Below are 18,961 nucleotides of genomic sequence, written 5' to 3'. Positions count from 1 at the left end.
AAAGCGCGACCCTTGTGGGAACGCCCAAAATATAAGAAACAATGAAATATACAATTGCAGTAATTCCTGGAGACGGAATTGGACCAGAAGTAACCGCGCAAGCAAAAAAAGCATTGAATGCTATTGCCGATGTTTACAATCACACTTTTCTTTACAAAGAAGCACAAATGGGAGCCTGTGCCATTGACGCAACTGGAAATCCGTTGCCAGATAAAACACTTACAATTTGTAAAAAGTCTGATGCCATTTTATTTGGCGCCATTGGTCATCCGAAGTATGATAATGACCCGTCTGCAACCATAAGGCCAGAACAAGGATTGTTAAAATTACGCAAAGAATTGGGTTTGTTTTGTAATGTTAGGCCTGTGAAAGCGTACAAGCAATTAATTGCAAATTCGCCTTTAAAAAAAGAAATTATTAGCGGTACAGATATTTCTATTTATAGAGAATTGACAGGCGGAATTTATTTCGGAATTAAAGAAATAAGTGATGATGGGCAAGTAGCTTTTGACGGCTGTTCGTATTCAGTTGAAGAAATAGAACGCATTGCACATTTGGCCTTTAAAGAAGCGCAAAACAGACGCAAAAAACTAACCTTGGTTGATAAAGCAAATGTCTTAGAAACTTCAAGATTATGGAGAAAAACGGTTACAGCAATGGCGAATCAATATCCAGATGTAGCGTTAGATTTCTTATTTGTTGACAATGCTGCCATGCAACTCATTTTAAATCCGAAACAATTTGATGTGATTTTAACCGAAAATTTATTTGGCGATATACTTTCTGATGAAGCTAGTGTTATTGGAGGCTCTATCGGATTGTTAGCTTCTGCATCCGTAGGAAAAAAGAATGCGTTGTTTGAACCCATTCACGGTTCGTTTCCGCAAGCAGCCGGAAAAGACATTGCAAATCCGTTAGCCTCTATTTTATCTGCTGCGATGTTGTTAAAACATTTAGGTTTGTTTAAAGAAGCAAAAGCCATAGAACGAGCTGTAGAAAAATCGTTGGTTTTAGGAATTACAACAGAAGATATCAAAGGAAAAAATTCTTTTTCTGCATCAACATCTAAAGTAGGAGATTTTATTGCAGATTATATTGAAAATCAAAATGATAACAACCTTAATTTTTCAAATATTCACATGGGACAAAGTACTATAATTTAATTTTACAGTTTTTTTTAAATCTAAAAGAGCATTTCCATTTTAAAGGAAATGCTCTTTTTTTATTTGGGAAACTTAGCTTTAATTTTATCCAAACATAAATGATGGATACTTCCAAGGTGTGTATGCTTTTTTGATGTATCTGGCTCATACGTTCCATTTTCTACTTTTGCACCAATTTCTTTATATGCATCTCTATATGTCATTCCGTTTTCTACCAATGTATTCATGTTATCAACCGTAAATAAGAACTTGTATTTTTCATCATTCGGTTTCACTTCTTTCACAATAATTTGTTTGATTGCAAAATCGAAAATCTCTAAAATGCTTTTTACTTCTTCAAAAGCAGCAATCATATTTTCTTTTAACAGTTGAAAATCCCTATGATAACCACTCGGTAAGTTATTGGTAATTAGAATCATTTCTGATTGCAAAGCCTGAATCTTATTGCATTTTCCTCTGATCAATTCAAATACATCTGGATTTTTCTTGTGGGGCATAATGCTGCTCCCTGTGGTTAACTCATCCGGAAAAGAAATAAAATTAAAATTCTGACTCATATACAAACAAATATCCATAGAAAAACGTGCCAACGTATTGCACAATCCGCCCAAAGCTGCAGCAATAGTTCTTTCGCTTTTACCCCTACTCATCTGGGCTGCAACTACATTGTACTTTAATGTTGAGAAGCTCAATTCTTTAGTTGTAAATTCTCTATCAATCGGAAAAGAACTTCCGTAACCAGCTGCAGAACCTAACGGATTTTGATCTACAACTTTATAAGCTGCTTCAAGTAAATACACATCATCTATCAATACTTCTGCATAAGCAGAAAACCATAACCCAAATGAAGACGGCATAGCAACTTGCAAGTGTGTATAACCTGGTAATAAATTTCCTTTATACGTTTCTGACAAGTTTAATAAAGTATCAAACAGAATATTTGTTTGCTGAATTACGTCAGAAATATTCTGCTTATAATACAAATGCAACGCTACCAAAACTTGATCGTTTCTAGATCGTGCTGTGTGAATTTTCTTCCCAACATCTCCATATTGTTTCGTCAATTCAAATTCGATTTTAGAATGCACATCTTCAAAGTTTTCTTCAATAACAAATGTGTTATTTTCAATTTGTCGTAGCAATTCTTCCAAGCCTTCTTCTAATTGTTGTAATTCCATAGCATTGATAATTTCAATGTTGTGCAACATTTTAGCATGCGCTAAAGAAGCTAGTACATCGTATTTTGCAATATGTATGTCTATTTCTCTATCGTTTCCAACTGTAAATTGTTCTATTTTTTTGTCGATTGTAATTCCTTTGTCCCAAAGTTTCATATTATACTATTTTTTCTAAAAGTTGAATATAAATTTTAATGCCCTCTTCAATTTCTTTGATGAAAACAAATTCATCTGCAGAATGTGATCTCGTACTATCTCCTGGCCCTAATTTTAAAGAAGGGCAACTTAACACTGATTGATCTGATAAAGTTGGAGAACCATAAGTGGCTCTTCCTAAAAAAATTCCCGCTTGTACCAATTCGTGCTCTAAAGGAATGGATGATGAGTTTAATTTGGTTCCTCTTGGAATAATACTATTGCAAGGCGACTCATTTTGTAAAATAGTTACAATTTCTTGATTAGAATATTTATCATTTACACGAACATCAACCACCAACTTTACTTCAGAGGGAACGGCATTGTGTTGTTTCCCTGCGTTGATTTGTGTCACAGTCATTTTTACAGCTCCCAACGTTTCTGAAGTTTTTTTAAACTGGTATTCTTGAAACCATTTTAACACATCAATACTGTTATAAATAGCATTATTTGCATTTGGATGCGCAGCATGACTCGGAGTTCCTTTTACCACAGCATCAAAAACAACCAACCCTTTTTCTGCAATTGCTAAACTCATTAATGTGGGTTCGCCTACAATGGCTACATCAATTTTAGGAATGATAGACAACATACTATTTAACCCATTTTCTCCACTTGTTTCTTCTTCTGCCGATGCAACCAATATCAAATTGTATTTCAAGGTTTTTTGCTGATAAAAATGAGTAAATGCTGCCAATAATGAAACCAAACATCCACCGGCATCATTACTTCCCAAACCGTATAATTTTCCATCTTCAACAATTGCTTTAAACGGGTTTTTGGTATAACCATTATTGGGTTTTACGGTGTCGTGATGTGAGTTTAACAACAAAGTTGGTTTGTTTTTATCAAAATATTTATTGATAGCCCAAACATTATTTTCAGTTCTTTTAAAAGGAATCTTATTGTAGATAAACCAATTTTCTAGAAGCACTGCTGTTTTATCTTCTTCGGATGAAAAAGATGGAGTTTCAATCAGTTTCTTTAACAGCTCAATTGCTTCGAATGTTAATTTTTCTATCATCTTTGTATGGTTGTATATTTTGTTTTTTTATGAAAAAGCATCTCGGGTTTACCAATACAAACCTTGTGTACTTGATTGTGTAAGGCATGAAAACAGTTGTTTAATTTTGGTAACATTCCGTCAAAAATTAATTGAGCATCTAACAGCTCTTTATAGGTGTTGGAATTGATATTTTCTACAACCGAATCATCATCATTTACATTTAATAAAACACCCTTTTTTTCAAAACAGTAATACAATTCTGTTTGATAGGACTTTGCAAAAGCAATGGCTAATTCTGATGCAATAGTGTCTGCGTTGGTGTTAAGCAACTGTCCATTTTTATCATGCGTAATAGCACAAAAAACTGGAGTAATGTTGTTTTCTAGCAGTATTTCTAAAACATCAACATTTACATGTGTTACGTCGCCTACATAACCGTAATCTATTGCATTAACGGATCTTTTTACAGAAATAATTGTATTGCCGTCTGCTCCAGTAAACCCTATAGCATTGCACTTATTTTTTTGTAATTCGGCTACCATATTTTTATTAATTTTTCCTGCATATACCATCGTAATAATGTCTAAAGTTTCAGCATTCGTTTTTCTTCTTCCATCGATCATTTCAACCTTCACATTCATTCTTTTAGCGATTTCAGTTGCTAATTTTCCGCCACCATGCACCAAAATTTTTGGTCCTTTTATTGTAGAGAAATTCATTAAAAATTCTTGTAATGCAACTGTATCATCAATACTATTTCCACCAATTTTTATCACTTTTAACGTTTCCATAACTATAAATTTTCTAAGATGTTTTTCAGGACAATTTGTGCTGCGTACGTTCTGTTATTTGCTTGATGAGTAACCACAGATTGTTCGCTGTCTAAAACCTCATCTTCTACCACAACATTTCTTCTTACCGGTAAACAATGCATAAATTTTGCAGCTCCTAACTTTTCTTTAGTCATCATCCAACTTGGATCTTGAGAGCTAATTTTCCCATAGTCAGAATAATTACTCCAGTTTTTTACATACACAAAATCAGCATTTTTCAAAGCCTCTTCTTGGTTGTGATTTATTGGAATATGTTTTGTGATTTCTGGATCTAACTCGTATCCTTTGGGATGGGTTATCAAAAAATCCACATCGATTTCTTGCATCATTTTTACAAATGAGTTGGCAACTGCATGTGGCAATGCTTTTGGATGCGGTGCCCAAGACAATACCACTTTGGGTTTCTTTTTTGTTTTTAATTCTTCAATAGTAATAGCATCGGTTAACGCTTGTAATGGATGTGCGGTAGCACTTTCCATATTTATCACAGGAACTGTAGCGTATTTTACAAAGCTATTCAGCACAAATTCTGATGCATCTTTTTGTTTGTCAGTCAATGTTGGAAATGCTCTTACTGCAATTATATCTGCATATTGAGAAACCACTTGTGCTGCCTCTTTTACATGTTCAGAAGAATTCATATTCATAATGGCTCCATCTTGAAATTCTAAGTTCCATGCATCGTTTACATTTAAAATCATGACTTGCATTCCTAAGTTTTTAGCTGCTTTTTCTGTACTTAATCGGGTTCTTAAACTCGAATTAAAAAAGAGCGTCACTAAGGTTTTATGTTTGCCTAATTTCTTAAATTGAAACGGATTCTGTTTCATAAGAATTGCTTCTTTGATCGTTTCAGGAATATTTTTAAGGTCGTTTATGTCTATATATTTTTTCATTATAATTCAGTTTTTAAAGCATCAAAAAACACATCGATATGCTTTTTTTTAATTGTTAATGGAGGAAGAATTCTTAATAAATTTGGATTGTTGGAACTTCCTGTAAAAATATGGTGAGTAAAAATTAAGTTGTTTCTCAATTCTGCTATAGAAAAATCAAACTCCAATCCTAACATTAAACCTCTACCTTTTACTTTTTTTATCTGCGAAATTGATGTTGATTTCTCTATAAAATAATCAGAAATTTCTGTTACATTCTGTAGTAAATTCTCCTTTTTAATTGCTTCTATAACGGATAATGAAGCTATACAAGCCAAATGATTTCCGCCAAAGGTTGTTCCTAACAAACCGTAAGAAGCCTTAATTGATGGGTGAATTAAAATTCCGCCAACCGGAAACCCATTTCCCATTCCTTTTGCCATAGAAATAATATCTGGAGTAATACCATGTTTTTGAAAAGCAAAAAAATCGCCTGTTCTTCCAAAACCAGATTGCACTTCATCTACAATAAATAATGCATTGTGTTTTTTACATAGTATTTCCAGTCCTTTATAAAATTCGGTAGTACTTTCATCTAGTCCGCCAACTCCTTGAATACACTCAATAATCACAGCACAAACATCTCCTTTTTTTAAGGCTTTTTCAACCAAAAGCAAATCGCCTAACTCAAAAAATTCAATGTCATGTTGGGCATTTATTGGTGCAACAATTTTTGCATTGTCAGTTACTGCAACTGCTGCTGAGGTTCTACCATGAAAAGAATTTTGAAAAGCAACAACCTTCTTTTTATTGGTATGAAATGAAGCTAGCTTTAAGGCATTTTCATTGGCTTCTGCTCCCGAATTGCACAAAAACAATTCATACATTTCACAACTAGAAATTTCACCTAATTTCTCAGCCAATTCGGTTTGTAGCGGATTTTGAATCGAATTGCTATAAAACCCTAACTTGCTTACTTGCTCGCTAATGTTTTTTACATATTTTGGATGCGAATGTCCGATAGAAATCACAGCATGTCCGCCATATAAATCTAAATATTCAGTTTCGTTTTCATCATATACAAAAACGTCTTTGGCACATACTGGAGTGATATCAAATAATGGATAAACATTAAATAAATTCATAATTGTACAGTTAAAAAAAGTTAGCTTTTAAGTTCAATCCATCCGTTTCTTCAAATCCAAACATCAAGTTCATATTCTGAACTGCTTGTCCAGATGCACCTTTTAGTAAATTATCAATACAACTTGTAATCAATAATTGGTTGTTATGTTTATGTAGATGTAACAGACATTTATTTGTATTTACAACTTGTTTTAAATGAATTTCATCATCAGAAACAACGGTAAATTTGGCGGTTTCAAAATACTTTTTATAGAGCGTTTTTGCTTCTTCTAAACTTCCTTCAAACTGGGTATACATGGTTGCAAAAATTCCTCTTGAAAAATTCCCTCTATTCGAAATAAAATAAACCGATGCGTTATTTTCAAGTTGATGAAGTGTTTGATTTATTTCTCCCAAATGTTGATGTGTAAATGCCTTGTAGTGTGAAAAATTATTGTCTCGCCAAGTAAAATGTGTGGTTTCAGACAATGAAGTTCCTGCCCCTGTTGCACCAGTAACAGCATTTATATGCACTTCATTTTGCAGTAACTTTTTTAACGCTAATGGCAATAATGCTAATTGAATTGCTGTTGCAAAACACCCAGGATTTGCGATATACTTTGCTTTCTTAATGGCTTCTTTTTGCATTTCTGGCAATCCGTATACAAAAGGTATGTTCTTAAAAACTGCCTCTTGTGACATTCTAAAATCATTGCTTAAATCTATAATTCTAGTCTGTTCAGAAAAGTTATTTTCTTCTAGAAAAACTTTAGAGTTTCCATGACCTAAACATAAAAATAACACGTCAATAAACGGATTAATTGTGTTGGAAAAACACATGTCTGTGTCGCCAACCAAGTCTTGATGAATGCTACTAATTTTATTGCCTGCATTTGATGTACTATATACAAAATCTAAAGCTACTTTTGGATGCTGTAGTATAATTCTTATCAATTCTCCAGCCGTATATCCTGCACCCCCAATAATTCCTACTTTTTTCATAATTCGTTATTTACCTGTTGATAAATTTTGTTTTGATTGGCTACAATTTTTATAAACCCTTTTGCCTCATCGGCCGTCCAACCTTTATTCTCTTCTCCATAAGTACCAAATTTTGCATTCATTAAATCATGCTTTGAAGAAATTCCATCTAACATAAAGTGATACGGTTTTAATGTTACAAAAACATCTCCTGAAACGTTTTCTTGACTACTTTCTAAAAAGGCTTCAATATTTCTCATTACAGGATCTAGATACTGACCTTCATGCAAATGCATTCCGTAAAAACTTGACAAATATTCTTTGTGCTGCAATTGCCATTTTGTTAATGTGTGCTTCTCTAATAAATGGTGGGCTTTAATAGTTATTAATGCCGCTGCTGCTTCAAAACCAACTCTTCCTTTGATTCCAACAATGGTATCGCCAACGTGAATATCTCTACCAATTCCGAATGCAGAAGCCCTTCTATTTAAAGTTTCAATGGCTTCAACTTGATTTGTTTTTTCATCATTTATAGCAAGTAATTCTCCTGTTACAAATGTGAGTTTCACTTTTTCTTCTCCTGTTTCTTCTACTTGTGATGGATAGGCATTTTCTGGCAATGATTTTTCTGAAGTTAAGGTTTCTTCACCTCCAACACTTGTTCCCCACAATCCTTTATTTACAGAGTATTTTGCCTTTTCCCAAGACATGTCAATACCGTTTTCTTTCAAGTATTCGATTTCATCCTGTCTTGATAATTGCTGATCTCTAATGGGTGTAATAATTTCGATTTCTGGTACTATTGTTTGAAAAATCATATCAAAACGAACTTGATCATTTCCAGCTCCTGTACTTCCATGAGCAATATATTTTGCATCGATACTTTTAGCATAATTTGCAATTTCTATTGCTTGAATGATTCTTTCTGCACTAACAGATAAAGGATACGTATTGTTTTTTAACACATTACCAAAAATTAAATATTTTACTACTTTTTGATAGAATGTGCTTTTTGCCTCAATATTTTTATAGGTTGCAACACCCATTTTATATGCATTGCTTTCTATAATCTGAATTTCTTTTGTAGAAAACCCACCCGTATTCACACTTACTGCATGAACTTCAAATCCTGCTTTTGATAAACTTACTGCGCAATAAGAGGTGTCTAATCCTCCACTATAAGCGATTACTAATTTTTTCATTTTTTGTCTTTTTTTAGAAACATATTTTCTTTGATTCTTTTTAATCTTTGGAAAACTTTTTCTTTTACCTTGGTTTTATTTTTTTTATCATTTGATATTGGATCGTATAGCATACCTGTACACAAACACATTTTTTGCTCTGTGCGTTGTAAAACATCATAATTCTTACACGTTTGACAACCGTTCCAAAAAGATTGATCTTCTGTGAGTTCTGAAAATGTTACAGGCTTATATCCTAACTCGCTGTTCAGTTTCATCACTGCCAAACCTGTAGTAATTGAAAATACTTTTGCATTCGGAAACTTTGCTCTTGAGTGTTCAAAAATTGTTGCTTTAATTTTTTTTGCAAGACCAATTCCTCTGTAATCTGGATGTACAATTAATCCTGAGTTAGCAACAAATTTTCCATGACTCCACGCTTCGATATAGCAAAAACCCGCAAACACCTCACCGTCTAGTGCTATTACAGCATTGCCATTTTCTATTTTGGTTGTAATATATGCTGGTTTTCGTTTTGCTATTCCAGTACCTCGAACCTGTGCTGCTTCGTCAATAGTTTGACAAATAATTTCTGCATATTTAATATGCAATTGATTGGCAATAACAACTTTCATTGAAATTGATTTTAAAATTGATACTCTAGTTTAAAATGATGTTGTGAGAAGAGAACTGGACACACCTAAGTTCTAAAAATTATGCGCCCAAAGGGCGACGTAGAAAAGTAATACGCGTAAAATTCCTGTTATTGGAAACAATAACTAAAGAAAGAATTAATATGAAAATAAATGTGTACAATGAAAAAAAATAAAATATACGAATAAAAGAGATTGCTTAGTTCTATGTTACTTAACAGCGGCGCTGTAAGCGGATAAAACTACTAAAAGCAGTAAAACGTATTTTATTTTTAATTGAAATCATGCTGCAAAACTACAATAAATTATTTATTAAAAAACAAAAAAATATTAATGACTAATAAAATTAGATTTTTTACTCTTTAGTAAATCAGACAAAATTGTGTCATTTGCTTCAGTATCTCTAAAAGCAACCAAAGTTCTAATTGAAAAAGTTCGCAATGCATCATAGACACTTAAAGTACTTACGGCAGAATCTTTTCGCCCTACAAAAGGCAACACATCTGGCCCGCGTTGACATTTAGTATTGATATTTACTCTACAAACTTGGTTGACCAACGAATCTATTAAAGGTGCTAAAGAATTAGGATTGTTGCTAAACAAACTTACTTGTTGCCCGTAATTAGAGTTTGAAACATAGTCTAAAGGTTCTTGAATGTTTTTAAAAGATAAAATCGGAACCACCGGTCCAAACTGTTCTTCATGATACACATTCATTGTTTCATCTACTGGATATAAAATTGCTGGATTCACAAAACTTAAGGTGGTTTCTCCACCATTTTTATTCAGAATTTTTGCGCCTTTTGATTGTGCGTCTTTAATTAGTTCTTGAATGTATGCTGGTTTATTTGGCTCAGGTAAAGGCGTAATATTTACCTTTTCTTCCCAAGGCAAACCACAAGTTAATTTTTGTACTTCTTCTACAAACTTCTGATTGAATGCTGCCACAATATCTTCGTGTACAAACAATATTTTTAAAGCCGTACAACGTTGTCCATTAAAAGCCAACGAACCTAAAACACATTCTTTTACAGCCAAATCTAAATCGCAATCTGGTAAAATAATTCCAGGGTTTTTAGCTTCTAATCCCAACACCAAACGCAATCTGTTTTTCTTTGGATGGTATTCTTGTAAAATATTTGCCGATTTACTATTTCCTATCAAGGCCAAAACATCTATTTTTCCTGATTTTAAAATCGGAGTTGCCAAGGTTCTTCCGCTTCCGTAAATGATGTTTACAACCCCTTTTGGGAAACAAGTTTGAAACGCTTTTAATAATGGAGATAATAATAAAATTCCGTGTTTTGCCGGTTTATAAATGGTGGTATTTCCCATAATCAACGCCGGAATCAACAAACAAAAAGTTTCGTTTAACGGATAATTATACGGACTTAAACACAATACAACGCCAAGTGGAGCACGACGAACTTGCGCTAAAATTCCACTATGATTTTTAATCTCCGAATGTTTTTGATCCATTTCTCTTAAAGTAGTAATGGTATCTTCAATATATTCTACGGTTCTATCAAATTCGTTACACGATTCGTCATACGGTTTTCCAATTTCCCACATTAACCAATTCACAACTTCATCTCTGGTTTCTAGCATCATTTTGGTGAAATTTTCAACACAAGAAATGCGCTCTTCAACTTTCATTGTTGGCCATTCTCCTCTTCCTTTATCATACGCATCACAAGCAGATTCTAAAGACTCTAATGCTTCTTTTTCTTGAAGATTTGGAATTGTTCCTAATAAAGTTGGTTGTAATTTTCCATCTTTATTTTCTTGATAAATTGGGGAAAAAACCGATGTTGTTGCTCCTTTCCATTCTTTTAATTCGCCATTTACCAAATAGGTGTTTTGATTGTATGGCTCTTGAATGCTGTGTTTCTTTGGAATGGTACTATTTGTAAATATGTTTTTCAATGAAATAATTGCTTAAATTTTATGCAAGTTATATCAAATATTGAAATAAATCGGGTTTATCGTTTAAATAATCTCCATAGAAATTCTTGTTTTTCATTCTTTGGATTAAGGGACTTAGGTCGTTTTTGTCTTTAATTTCTATTCCTACAATTGCAGGTCCATTCTCCCGATTGTGCTTTTTAGAATATTCAAAATGAGTAATATCATCTTCTGGGCCCAAAATATCTGCAACAAATTCTTTTAAAGCTCCAGCTCTTTGCGGAAAACGAATGATGAAATAATGTTTTAATCCTTCATACAACAAAGCTCTTTCTTTAATTTCTGCCGTTCTAGTGATGTCGTTATTAGATCCACTTATCACACAAACTACATTTTTGCCTTTAATTTCATCAGCAAAAACATCTAACGCAGCAATTGTTAAAGCGCCTGCAGGCTCAACTACAATCGCATCTTTATTGTATAAATCTAAGATGGTTTGACACACTTTTCCTTCATCAACTGTAATCATTGCTTCTAAATTTTCTTTACAAATTTCAAAAGTCAAGTCGCCAACTTGCTGCACTGCTGCACCATCTACAAATTTATCAATGGATTTTAGACTCACATTCTTGTTTTTCTCAAAAGCTGTTTTCATTGACGGAGCACCCAAAGGCTCAACGCCTATAATTTTAGTTTTCGGAGATAACATTTTAAAAACTGTTGACAGACCAGCAGCTAAACCTCCACCACCAATTGGAACAAAAACATAATCTATTGATGCATTTGTCTGTTCAAGAATTTCTAATCCAACAGTTGCTTGCCCTTCAATAATTTTTGGATCATTAAACGGATGTACAAATGTTTTCCCTTGTATTTCACATGCCAATGCTGCTTCTTTTTGAGCGTCATCAAAAGTATCTCCAACTAATTTTACAGTTACATATTTTCCTCCAAACATGGCTACTTGTTCTAGTTTTTGTTTTGGCGTTGGAGTTGGCATAAAAATAGTTCCATGAATTTTTAACTTATGACACGCAAATGCAACACCTTGCGCGTGGTTACCAGCGCTGGCACATACAATTCCGTTTTCCAATTCTTTTATTGATAAGGAACTAATTTTATTGTATGCTCCACGAATTTTATACGAACGTACTTGCTGTAAATCTTCTCTTTTCAATAGAATATTTGCATCAAATTTTCTAGAATAATTAATGTTTTGAGACAAAGGAGTTACCGTAACTACCTCTTTTAATGTAGTTACAGCACTCTTTATATCTTCTAATTTCGGGTAATATGTTATTGTTTGTACGTTCATTTTTTGTTTTCCAATATGCTATTTCGAAATGGGCTTTTTGGCGATTGAGAAATCTGTTAATAATTAATAAGATTTCTCGTCGCTTATACTTCGTTCTGTCGAACTAACAACTGATTTAAAGTTGTATCATCGCTGTCATTGAGGCTCTTAAAACGGCTCCAACTTTTTCTACTTCGTGTTCTCTAATCGCTTTATTTATGGCAATTAATTCTTTATTATCTACATCATTTCCTAAGCTAAACTTTTTACCAATCACATCGGTTTTTACCGTTTTCATAAAGTCAGTTAACAAAGGTTTACACGCGTGATCAAACAAATAACAGCCATATTCTGCGGTATCAGAAATTACACGATTCATTTCGTACAATTTTTTACGAGCAATGGTATTGGCGATTAACGGAGTTTCGTGCAACGATTCGTAATAGGCAGATTCTGCTATAATTCCAGATTCGGTCATCGTTTCAAAAGCCAATTCAACTCCAGCTCTTACAAAAGCGACTAATAAAGTTCCATGATCAAAATATTCTTGCTCTGGGATTTCTTGTTTTGTAGCAGTTGTTTTTTCAAATGCCGTTTCTCCAGTTGCCGCTCTCCAGGTTAATAAATTTTTATCATCATTTGCCCAATCTTCCATCATGGTTTTAGAAAAATGACCAGACATAATATCATCCATGTGTTTATGGAATAACGGACGCATAATGTCTTTTAATTCTTCAGAAATTTTAAAAGCTTTTATTTTTGCTGGATTCGATAAACGATCCATCATGTTGGTAATTCCGCCATGTTTCAACGCTTCGGTAATCGTTTCCCAGCCATACTGAATCAATTTTGCAGCATAACTTGGTTCAATTCCTTCTGCTACCATTTTATCAAAAGACAAAATTGCTCCGGTCTGTAACACACCACATAAAATGGTTTGTTCTCCCATTAAATCCGATTTTACTTCTGCCACAAAAGACGATTGTAACACTCCAGCTTTATGTCCGCCAGTTGCAACAGCATAGGCTTTTGCCTGTTCCAATCCTTTTCCTTCAGGATCATTTTCTGGATGCACTGCAATCAATGTTGGTACACCAAATCCTCTTTTATATTCTTCTCTAACTTCTGATCCTGGACATTTTGGCGCGACCATGATTACGGTTAAATCTTTTCGAATTTGCATGCCTTCTTCAACAATATTGAATCCGTGAGAATATGATAAGGTTGCTCCTTTTTTCATCAAAGGCATTACAGCATTTACAACATTTGTATGCTGTTTATCTGGCGTTAAATTCAATACCAAATCTGCTCTTGGCACCAACTCTTCGTAAGTTCCCACTGTAAATCCGTTTTCAGTTGCGTTTAAAAAAGAGGGTCTTTTTTCTGCAATTGCTTGTGGTCTTAGGGTATAAGAAATATCCAACCCAGAATCTCTCATATTTAATCCTTGGTTTAATCCTTGAGCTCCACAACCAATAATTACAATTTTTTTTCCTTTTAATGCCGATACGCCATCTTCAAATTCTGAAGATTCCATAAATCTACATTTTCCTAATTCTGTTAATTGATCTCTTAATGATAACGTGTTAAAATAATTTGTCATTTTTGTTTTATTAAATAAATGTCCTCGACCTAAGAGTATTGGACATTAAATTGGTAATTTTTTTGTTTTGATGCAAAACACATCCAATCGAGCTATTGTTCTGCAATTAAAATGCGGCTAGCATTTCTGAAATATTCATGGGTTCTTTGCTTACTGATATTCTTCCCGATCGTACAAATTGCATTAATTTATAAGGCTTTAAATCTTGATATAATTGTTCTGTTTCGTGTCTTCTTCCTGTTTTTTCAATCACAAAAAAATCTTTAGAAACCGTTACAATATTTGCATGATTTTCTTTGATAATATTTTGTATTTGAGAAGTTTCTAACAATGAATCTAAAGCCACTTTATACAGTGCTGTTTCTTGATAAATGGTTTCTTCATCGGTATGTGCAAAGGCTTTTATAACTTCTATTTGCTTCTCTAATTGTTTTACAATTTTTTCTGCTTGATCTGCTGTCATTGTTGATACAATAACAAATCTGTTTACATTTTCAATTTCTGATTGAGACGTTGTTAAACTTTCAATATTGAAATGTCTTTTCGAAAATATTGATGAAACTCTGTTCAATAAACCGATATTATTTTCTGTATATACCGATATGGTAAATGATTTTTGATCTTCCATAATTATTAACTTAATCTGATGTCTGAAACTGATGCTCCAGTTGGAATCATTGGAAACACATTGTTTTCTTTTTCTACACACACTTCTAAGAAATACGAATCTTTAGAAGCGATCATTTCTTTAATTGCTGATGTTAAATTTTCTCTTTTTGTAACTCTTTGAGCGTCGATATGATATCCCTTTGCGATAGCCACAAAATCTGGATTTGTCATTTCTGTTGATGCGTATCTTTTATCAAAAAACAACTGTTGCCATTGACGAACCATCCCTAAAAACTCGTTGTTTAAAACCACAATTTTCACGGCCGCTTTCGTTTGAAAAATGGTTCCCAATTCTTGAATGGTCATTTGATAACCACCATCGCCAATAATGGCAATTACTTCTCTTTCTGGTGCACCCATTTTAGCACCGATTGCTGCTGGCAATGCAAATCCCATCGTTCCTAATCCGCCAGAAGTAATATTGCTTTTTGTTTGATTAAATTCTGCATATCTACATGCAAACATTTGGTGCTGACCAACATCAGAAACAATCACGGCTTCTCCTTTTGTTACTTGGTTGATTTCTTTCAACACTTCGCCCATTGTAATACCTTCTTTCGTTGGATACAATTCATCTTTAATTACTTTATCAAACTCTATAGCATCATAATCTCTAAATTCTTGCAGCCAAGATTTATGTAATTTTTTATCCACCAAAGGCAATATTTTTACTAATGTTTCTTTTGAGTTTCCTAAAACGGCAACATCCGTTTTTACATTTTTATCAATCTCTGCAGGATCAATATCAAAATGAATCACTTTTGCTTGTTTTGCATATCTCGATAAATCTCCAGTTACACGATCGTCAAATCGCATTCCGATAGCAATCAACACATCACACTCATTTGTTAATTTATTTGGCCCATAATTTCCGTGCATTCCAACCATTCCAACATGTAATGGATGTTTAGATGCTAAAGCAGACAAGCCTAAAATTGTGCAAGCAGATGGAATTCCTGTTTTCTCAATCAATGCTTTAAATTCAGCTTCAGCTTCTCCTAAAATTACGCCTTGACCAAAAACAATCAGGGGTTTTTTTGCAGTATTTATCAATTCTGCCGCAGCTAACAACTGACTTTTATCTACATCTGGAACCGCTTTATAACTTCGGATGGATGAACATTTTTTATATTCAAAATCAAACGTATCAAACTGAGCGTTTTTTGTAATATCAATTAAAACAGGTCCTGGTCTTCCAGAACGAGCAATGTAAAATGCCTTTGCCAACACTTCAGGAACTTCTGCTGCTGCTGTAATTTGATAATTCCATTTTGTAACCGGAGTAGAAATTCCGACAATGTCTGTTTCTTGAAAAGCATCAGATCCTAATAAATGTTTTCCTACTTGACCAGTGATACAAACCATTGGCGTAGAATCTATTTGTGCATCGGCGATCCCTGTTACTAAATTTGTAGCTCCAGGCCCAGAAGTTGCCAACGCCACACCAACTTTTCCTGTAACTCTTGCAAAACCTTGTGCGGCATGCGTTGCGCCTTGTTCATGTCGTACTAAAACGTGCTGTAATTTGTCTTGATATTTATACAACTCATCATAAATTGGCATAATTGCTCCGCCCGGATATCCATAAATTAAATCAACTCCTTCTGCTAATAAGCATTGTATTACGGCTTCTGCACCAGAAATATGTTGCGTATTTTGGTGCTTTGTTTTCGTTGTGGTTTGTGTGTGTGTTTCCATAACTCTATTTTTAAAATGCATCTGTTACACATCCTTTTGATGCTGATGCTACTGTTTTTGCATATTTGTATAAGACTCCTTTGGTGTGTTTTAAAGCTGGACTTTCCCAATTTGCTTTTCTTTTAGCAAGTTCTTCATCAGAAAGCAACACATTAATTGAATTGTCTTCCGCACTAATTTTGATGATATCGCCAGTTTTTAACAAGCCAATGACTCCTCCTGATTGTGCTTCTGGCGTAATATGACCAACCACAAAACCGTGTGTTCCTCCAGAAAATCGTCCGTCAGTTATCAAAGCAACGGATTTTCCTAAACCTGCTCCCATAATTAACGACGTTGGTTTTAACATTTCTGGCATTCCTGGCCCGCCTTTTGGCCCAACATATCGAATAACAACCACATCTCCTTTTTCTACTTCTCCGTTAGAAATCCCTGTATTTGCCTCTTGTTCTCCGTCATATACCACCGCTTTGCCTTCAAAAAGTAATCCTTCATTTCCACTGATTTTTGCTACAGCTCCTTCTGACGCAAGATTTCCATATAAAATTTGAAGATTTCCTGAAGATTTTAATGGATTGTTCTTTGGATGAATGACATCTTGCTCGTCATCAAAAGAAAGGGGTTCAACATTGGCTAAATTTTCTGCCAAATTTTTTCCTGTAACCGTTAAACAATCACCATGTAAATAGCCATTGTCCAATAAATATTTCATTACTGCAGGAGTTCCACCCACACCATGAACATCTTCCATTAAATATTTTCCGCTTGGTTTTAAATCGGCAATTAACGGAGTTCTATCACTTACACGTTGAAAATCTTCTAAAGAAAAATCGATGCCAGCAGCATGAGCAATTGCCAAAAAGTGTAACACCGCATTTGTTGATCCACCTAGTGCATTTACAAGTGCAATAGCATTTTCTATTGATTTTTTAGAAATAATATCCAAAGGTTTTAAATCTAATTCTAACAAGTTTTTAATTGCCAAAGCAGTTCGTTTACTTTCTGATAATTTATTCGGGTTTTCTGCAGGAATTGATGAGTTATAAGGCAAAGAAAACCCCATTGCTTCAATGGCAGAAGCCATGGTATTTGCAGTGTACATTCCGCCACAAGCTCCAGCTCCAGGAATCGCTCTTTTAATAATTTCTTTGTATTCTTTTTCGTCAATTTCTCCAGCCACTTTTTGTCCGAGTGCTTCAAAAGCCGAAACAATGTTTAATTTTTTTCCTTTGTATTTTCCTGATGCAATTGTTCCACCGTACATCATAATTGATGGACGGTTTAAACGCAACATCGCTATGACTGCTCCTGGCATATTTTTATCGCATCCAACAACAGAAACCAATGCGTCATAACTTTGAGCATTCATCACAGTTTCGATAGAATCTGCAATAATATCTCTAGAAACTAAGGAATAATTCATTCCTGAAGTTCCCATTGAAATTCCGTCTGAAACACCAATTGTATTGAATCCTAATCCAACTAAACCATTGATATTGCATTCAATCTTTACTTCTGAAGCTAAATTATTTAGATGCATATTACACGGATTTCCGTCGTAACCAGTACTGGCAATTCCTACTTGTGCTTTTTGCATATCTTCATCAGTCAAGCCTACTGCATACAACATAGCCTGTGATGCTGGTTGTGATTCGTCTTGCGTTAATCTGCTACTGTGTTTATTGAGTTTCATTGTTCTTTCTTCTATTATTTAAGGAGTTCGAAATTAGATGTTTGCGTCATATTTCGATGCTTTGATTTTTTTATTTACTTATATTCATTTTGATATATTTTAACATAAATAACTGATTTACTGGCTTCTATATCACTTTTTTTTATGGCTTCCAATTAAAATTGTTTATAAAAAAACCTGTATCAGTTGATACAGGTTTATGCTTTTATTGGCAATGACTAACTGTATCAACTCGGTGGTGAGCTAATAATGACAATAATTGTAATAATAATGTTGTTGCTAAAATTCATTTTTAAATTTATTTCATAAAAAAAGCCTTCCGAATTCGGAAGGCTTTTATAATATTTTAAAATTATAGATATACTTCCTTATCGTTGCTTTTGAATTGCAATGATAATAATAGAAATGATATTGATAATTTGTGTGTTCATTTTGATGGGACAAATATCTAATTTTATTTTTATTAAACAAGTAAATTCTTAAAAAAGAAAAAAGAGCACCAAAATGATGCTCTTCTCTTTTCATAGCAAGATTTTTTTATTGCTTGCCACCCAACATTAACATTTCATTACAAACAATTTCTGTGATGTATTTTTTAGTGCCATCTTTATCTTCGTAACTTCTTGATGTTAATTTCCCTTCAATAGCAACTTCACTTCCTTTTTGCAAGTATTTTTCAATGATTTCTGCTGTTTTGTTCCATGCAACAACATTATGCCATTGTGTGTCTGTTACTTTTTCGCCTTGTGCGTTTTTGTAAGTTTCATTTGTAGCAATAGACATTTTTGCTAATTTTTTACCACTTTCTAACGTGATGATTTCTGGATTGTTTCCTAAGTTTCCAATCAACTGTACTTTGTTTCTTAACGTACTCATAAGATAAGGTTTTAAACACTTCGACTTTGCTCA

Annotated in this window: 16 protein-coding genes; 1 reads left to right on the top strand and 15 read right to left on the bottom strand. The window is 33.7% G+C overall.

Features of this window, described 5'->3' with window-relative positions:
- Positions 1-41 precede the first annotated feature (41 nt).
- A complete protein-coding gene (gene leuB / locus ACEWL1_RS04215) occupies positions 42-1,163 on the top strand; it encodes a 3-isopropylmalate dehydrogenase (protein ID WP_409232031.1) in 1,122 nt (373 codons plus the stop codon).
- Between the two features lie 59 nt (positions 1,164-1,222).
- On the opposite strand, the gene argH is transcribed toward leuB, so the two are convergent.
- From argH to ACEWL1_RS04140, 15 genes are all read right to left on the bottom strand, one after another.
- Positions 1,223-2,497: an argininosuccinate lyase gene (gene argH, locus ACEWL1_RS04210; protein WP_409232030.1), complete on the bottom strand. Its 1,275-nt coding sequence runs from the start codon at positions 2,495-2,497 to the stop codon at positions 1,223-1,225.
- Between the two features lies 1 nt (position 2,498).
- Positions 2,499-3,560 (bottom strand): M20 family metallo-hydrolase, encoded by a 1,062-nt coding sequence (locus ACEWL1_RS04205; RefSeq protein ID WP_409232029.1) that lies wholly within the window; start codon positions 3,558-3,560, stop codon positions 2,499-2,501.
- Positions 3,557-4,333: an acetylglutamate kinase gene (gene argB / locus ACEWL1_RS04200; RefSeq protein ID WP_409232028.1), complete on the bottom strand. Its 777-nt coding sequence runs from the start codon at positions 4,331-4,333 to the stop codon at positions 3,557-3,559. Before argB ends, ACEWL1_RS04205 begins: the two co-directional genes overlap by 4 nt.
- 2 nt (positions 4,334-4,335) lie before the next feature.
- Positions 4,336-5,271 carry a Rossmann-fold NAD(P)-binding domain-containing protein gene (locus ACEWL1_RS04195; RefSeq protein WP_409232027.1) on the bottom strand — a complete coding sequence of 312 codons (936 nt, stop codon included), beginning with the start codon at positions 5,269-5,271 and terminating at the stop codon, positions 4,336-4,338.
- Positions 5,271-6,395 (bottom strand): aspartate aminotransferase family protein, encoded by a 1,125-nt coding sequence (locus tag ACEWL1_RS04190; RefSeq protein ID WP_409232026.1) that lies wholly within the window; start codon positions 6,393-6,395, stop codon positions 5,271-5,273. Before ACEWL1_RS04190 ends, ACEWL1_RS04195 begins: the two co-directional genes overlap by 1 nt.
- A 10-nt stretch (positions 6,396-6,405) precedes the next feature.
- Entirely contained in the window at positions 6,406-7,377 is a 972-nt protein-coding gene (argC, locus tag ACEWL1_RS04185; RefSeq protein ID WP_409232025.1) for an N-acetyl-gamma-glutamyl-phosphate reductase, read from the bottom strand.
- On the bottom strand, positions 7,374-8,558 hold the full coding sequence (locus tag ACEWL1_RS04180) for an argininosuccinate synthase (RefSeq protein ID WP_409232024.1): 1,185 nt from the start codon (positions 8,556-8,558) through the stop codon (positions 7,374-7,376). The genes argC and ACEWL1_RS04180 overlap by 4 nt, the downstream gene beginning before the upstream one ends.
- Complete coding sequence (locus ACEWL1_RS04175) at positions 8,555-9,172, bottom strand: GNAT family N-acetyltransferase (RefSeq protein WP_409232023.1); 618 nt, start codon at positions 9,170-9,172, stop codon at positions 8,555-8,557. The genes ACEWL1_RS04180 and ACEWL1_RS04175 overlap by 4 nt, the downstream gene beginning before the upstream one ends.
- Before the next feature lie 348 nt (positions 9,173-9,520).
- Positions 9,521-11,116 carry an NADP-dependent glyceraldehyde-3-phosphate dehydrogenase gene (locus ACEWL1_RS04170; protein WP_409232022.1) on the bottom strand — a complete coding sequence of 532 codons (1,596 nt, stop codon included), beginning with the start codon at positions 11,114-11,116 and terminating at the stop codon, positions 9,521-9,523.
- Between the two features lie 28 nt (positions 11,117-11,144).
- A complete protein-coding gene (gene ilvA / locus ACEWL1_RS04165; protein ID WP_409232021.1) occupies positions 11,145-12,410 on the bottom strand; it encodes a threonine ammonia-lyase IlvA in 1,266 nt (421 codons plus the stop codon).
- Positions 12,411-12,525: 115 nt separating this feature from the next.
- Positions 12,526-13,992 carry a ketol-acid reductoisomerase gene (gene ilvC / locus ACEWL1_RS04160; RefSeq protein WP_409232020.1) on the bottom strand — a complete coding sequence of 489 codons (1,467 nt, stop codon included), beginning with the start codon at positions 13,990-13,992 and terminating at the stop codon, positions 12,526-12,528.
- 106 nt (positions 13,993-14,098) lie between these two features.
- Positions 14,099-14,620 (bottom strand): acetolactate synthase small subunit, encoded by a 522-nt coding sequence (gene ilvN, locus ACEWL1_RS04155; RefSeq protein ID WP_409232019.1) that lies wholly within the window; start codon positions 14,618-14,620, stop codon positions 14,099-14,101.
- Positions 14,621-14,625: 5 nt separating this feature from the next.
- A complete protein-coding gene (gene ilvB / locus ACEWL1_RS04150; RefSeq protein WP_409232018.1) occupies positions 14,626-16,359 on the bottom strand; it encodes a biosynthetic-type acetolactate synthase large subunit in 1,734 nt (577 codons plus the stop codon).
- A gap of 10 nt (positions 16,360-16,369) precedes the next feature.
- Entirely contained in the window at positions 16,370-18,052 is a 1,683-nt protein-coding gene (ilvD, locus tag ACEWL1_RS04145) for a dihydroxy-acid dehydratase (RefSeq protein WP_409232017.1), read from the bottom strand.
- A 537-nt stretch (positions 18,053-18,589) separates the two neighbouring features.
- Entirely contained in the window at positions 18,590-18,928 is a 339-nt protein-coding gene (locus ACEWL1_RS04140; RefSeq protein ID WP_409232016.1) for a single-stranded DNA-binding protein, read from the bottom strand.
- Between the last annotated feature and the right edge of the window lie 33 nt (positions 18,929-18,961).

Source organism: Polaribacter gochangensis (assembly GCF_046224025.1).
Taxonomy (GTDB): Bacteria; Bacteroidota; Bacteroidia; order Flavobacteriales; family Flavobacteriaceae; genus Polaribacter; species Polaribacter gochangensis.
Note: the sequence above shows the minus strand (reverse complement) of the source record. Positions and strands in the feature narration are given on the sequence as shown.

Excerpts from the sequence above, each read along its gene's own strand:
- leuB (WP_409232031.1), top strand. The coding sequence starts at position 42 with ATGAAATATACAATTGCAGTAATTCCTGGAGACGGAATTGGACCAGAA.
- argH (WP_409232030.1), bottom strand. The coding sequence starts at position 2,497 with ATGAAACTTTGGGACAAAGGAATTACAATCGACAAAAAAATAGAACAA.
- ACEWL1_RS04205 (WP_409232029.1), bottom strand. The coding sequence starts at position 3,560 with ATGATAGAAAAATTAACATTCGAAGCAATTGAGCTGTTAAAGAAACTG.
- argB (WP_409232028.1), bottom strand. The coding sequence starts at position 4,333 with ATGGAAACGTTAAAAGTGATAAAAATTGGTGGAAATAGTATTGATGAT.
- ACEWL1_RS04195 (WP_409232027.1), bottom strand. The coding sequence starts at position 5,271 with ATGAAAAAATATATAGACATAAACGACCTTAAAAATATTCCTGAAACG.
- ACEWL1_RS04190 (WP_409232026.1), bottom strand. The coding sequence starts at position 6,395 with ATGAATTTATTTAATGTTTATCCATTATTTGATATCACTCCAGTATGT.
- argC (WP_409232025.1), bottom strand. The coding sequence starts at position 7,377 with ATGAAAAAAGTAGGAATTATTGGGGGTGCAGGATATACGGCTGGAGAA.
- ACEWL1_RS04180 (WP_409232024.1), bottom strand. The coding sequence starts at position 8,558 with ATGAAAAAATTAGTAATCGCTTATAGTGGAGGATTAGACACCTCTTAT.
- ACEWL1_RS04175 (WP_409232023.1), bottom strand. The coding sequence starts at position 9,172 with ATGAAAGTTGTTATTGCCAATCAATTGCATATTAAATATGCAGAAATT.
- ilvA (WP_409232021.1), bottom strand. The coding sequence starts at position 12,410 with ATGAACGTACAAACAATAACATATTACCCGAAATTAGAAGATATAAAG.
- ilvC (WP_409232020.1), bottom strand. The coding sequence starts at position 13,992 with ATGACAAATTATTTTAACACGTTATCATTAAGAGATCAATTAACAGAA.
- ilvN (WP_409232019.1), bottom strand. The coding sequence starts at position 14,620 with ATGGAAGATCAAAAATCATTTACCATATCGGTATATACAGAAAATAAT.
- ilvB (WP_409232018.1), bottom strand. The coding sequence starts at position 16,359 with ATGGAAACACACACACAAACCACAACGAAAACAAAGCACCAAAATACG.
- ilvD (WP_409232017.1), bottom strand. The coding sequence starts at position 18,052 with ATGAAACTCAATAAACACAGTAGCAGATTAACGCAAGACGAATCACAA.
- ACEWL1_RS04140 (WP_409232016.1), bottom strand. The coding sequence starts at position 18,928 with ATGAGTACGTTAAGAAACAAAGTACAGTTGATTGGAAACTTAGGAAAC.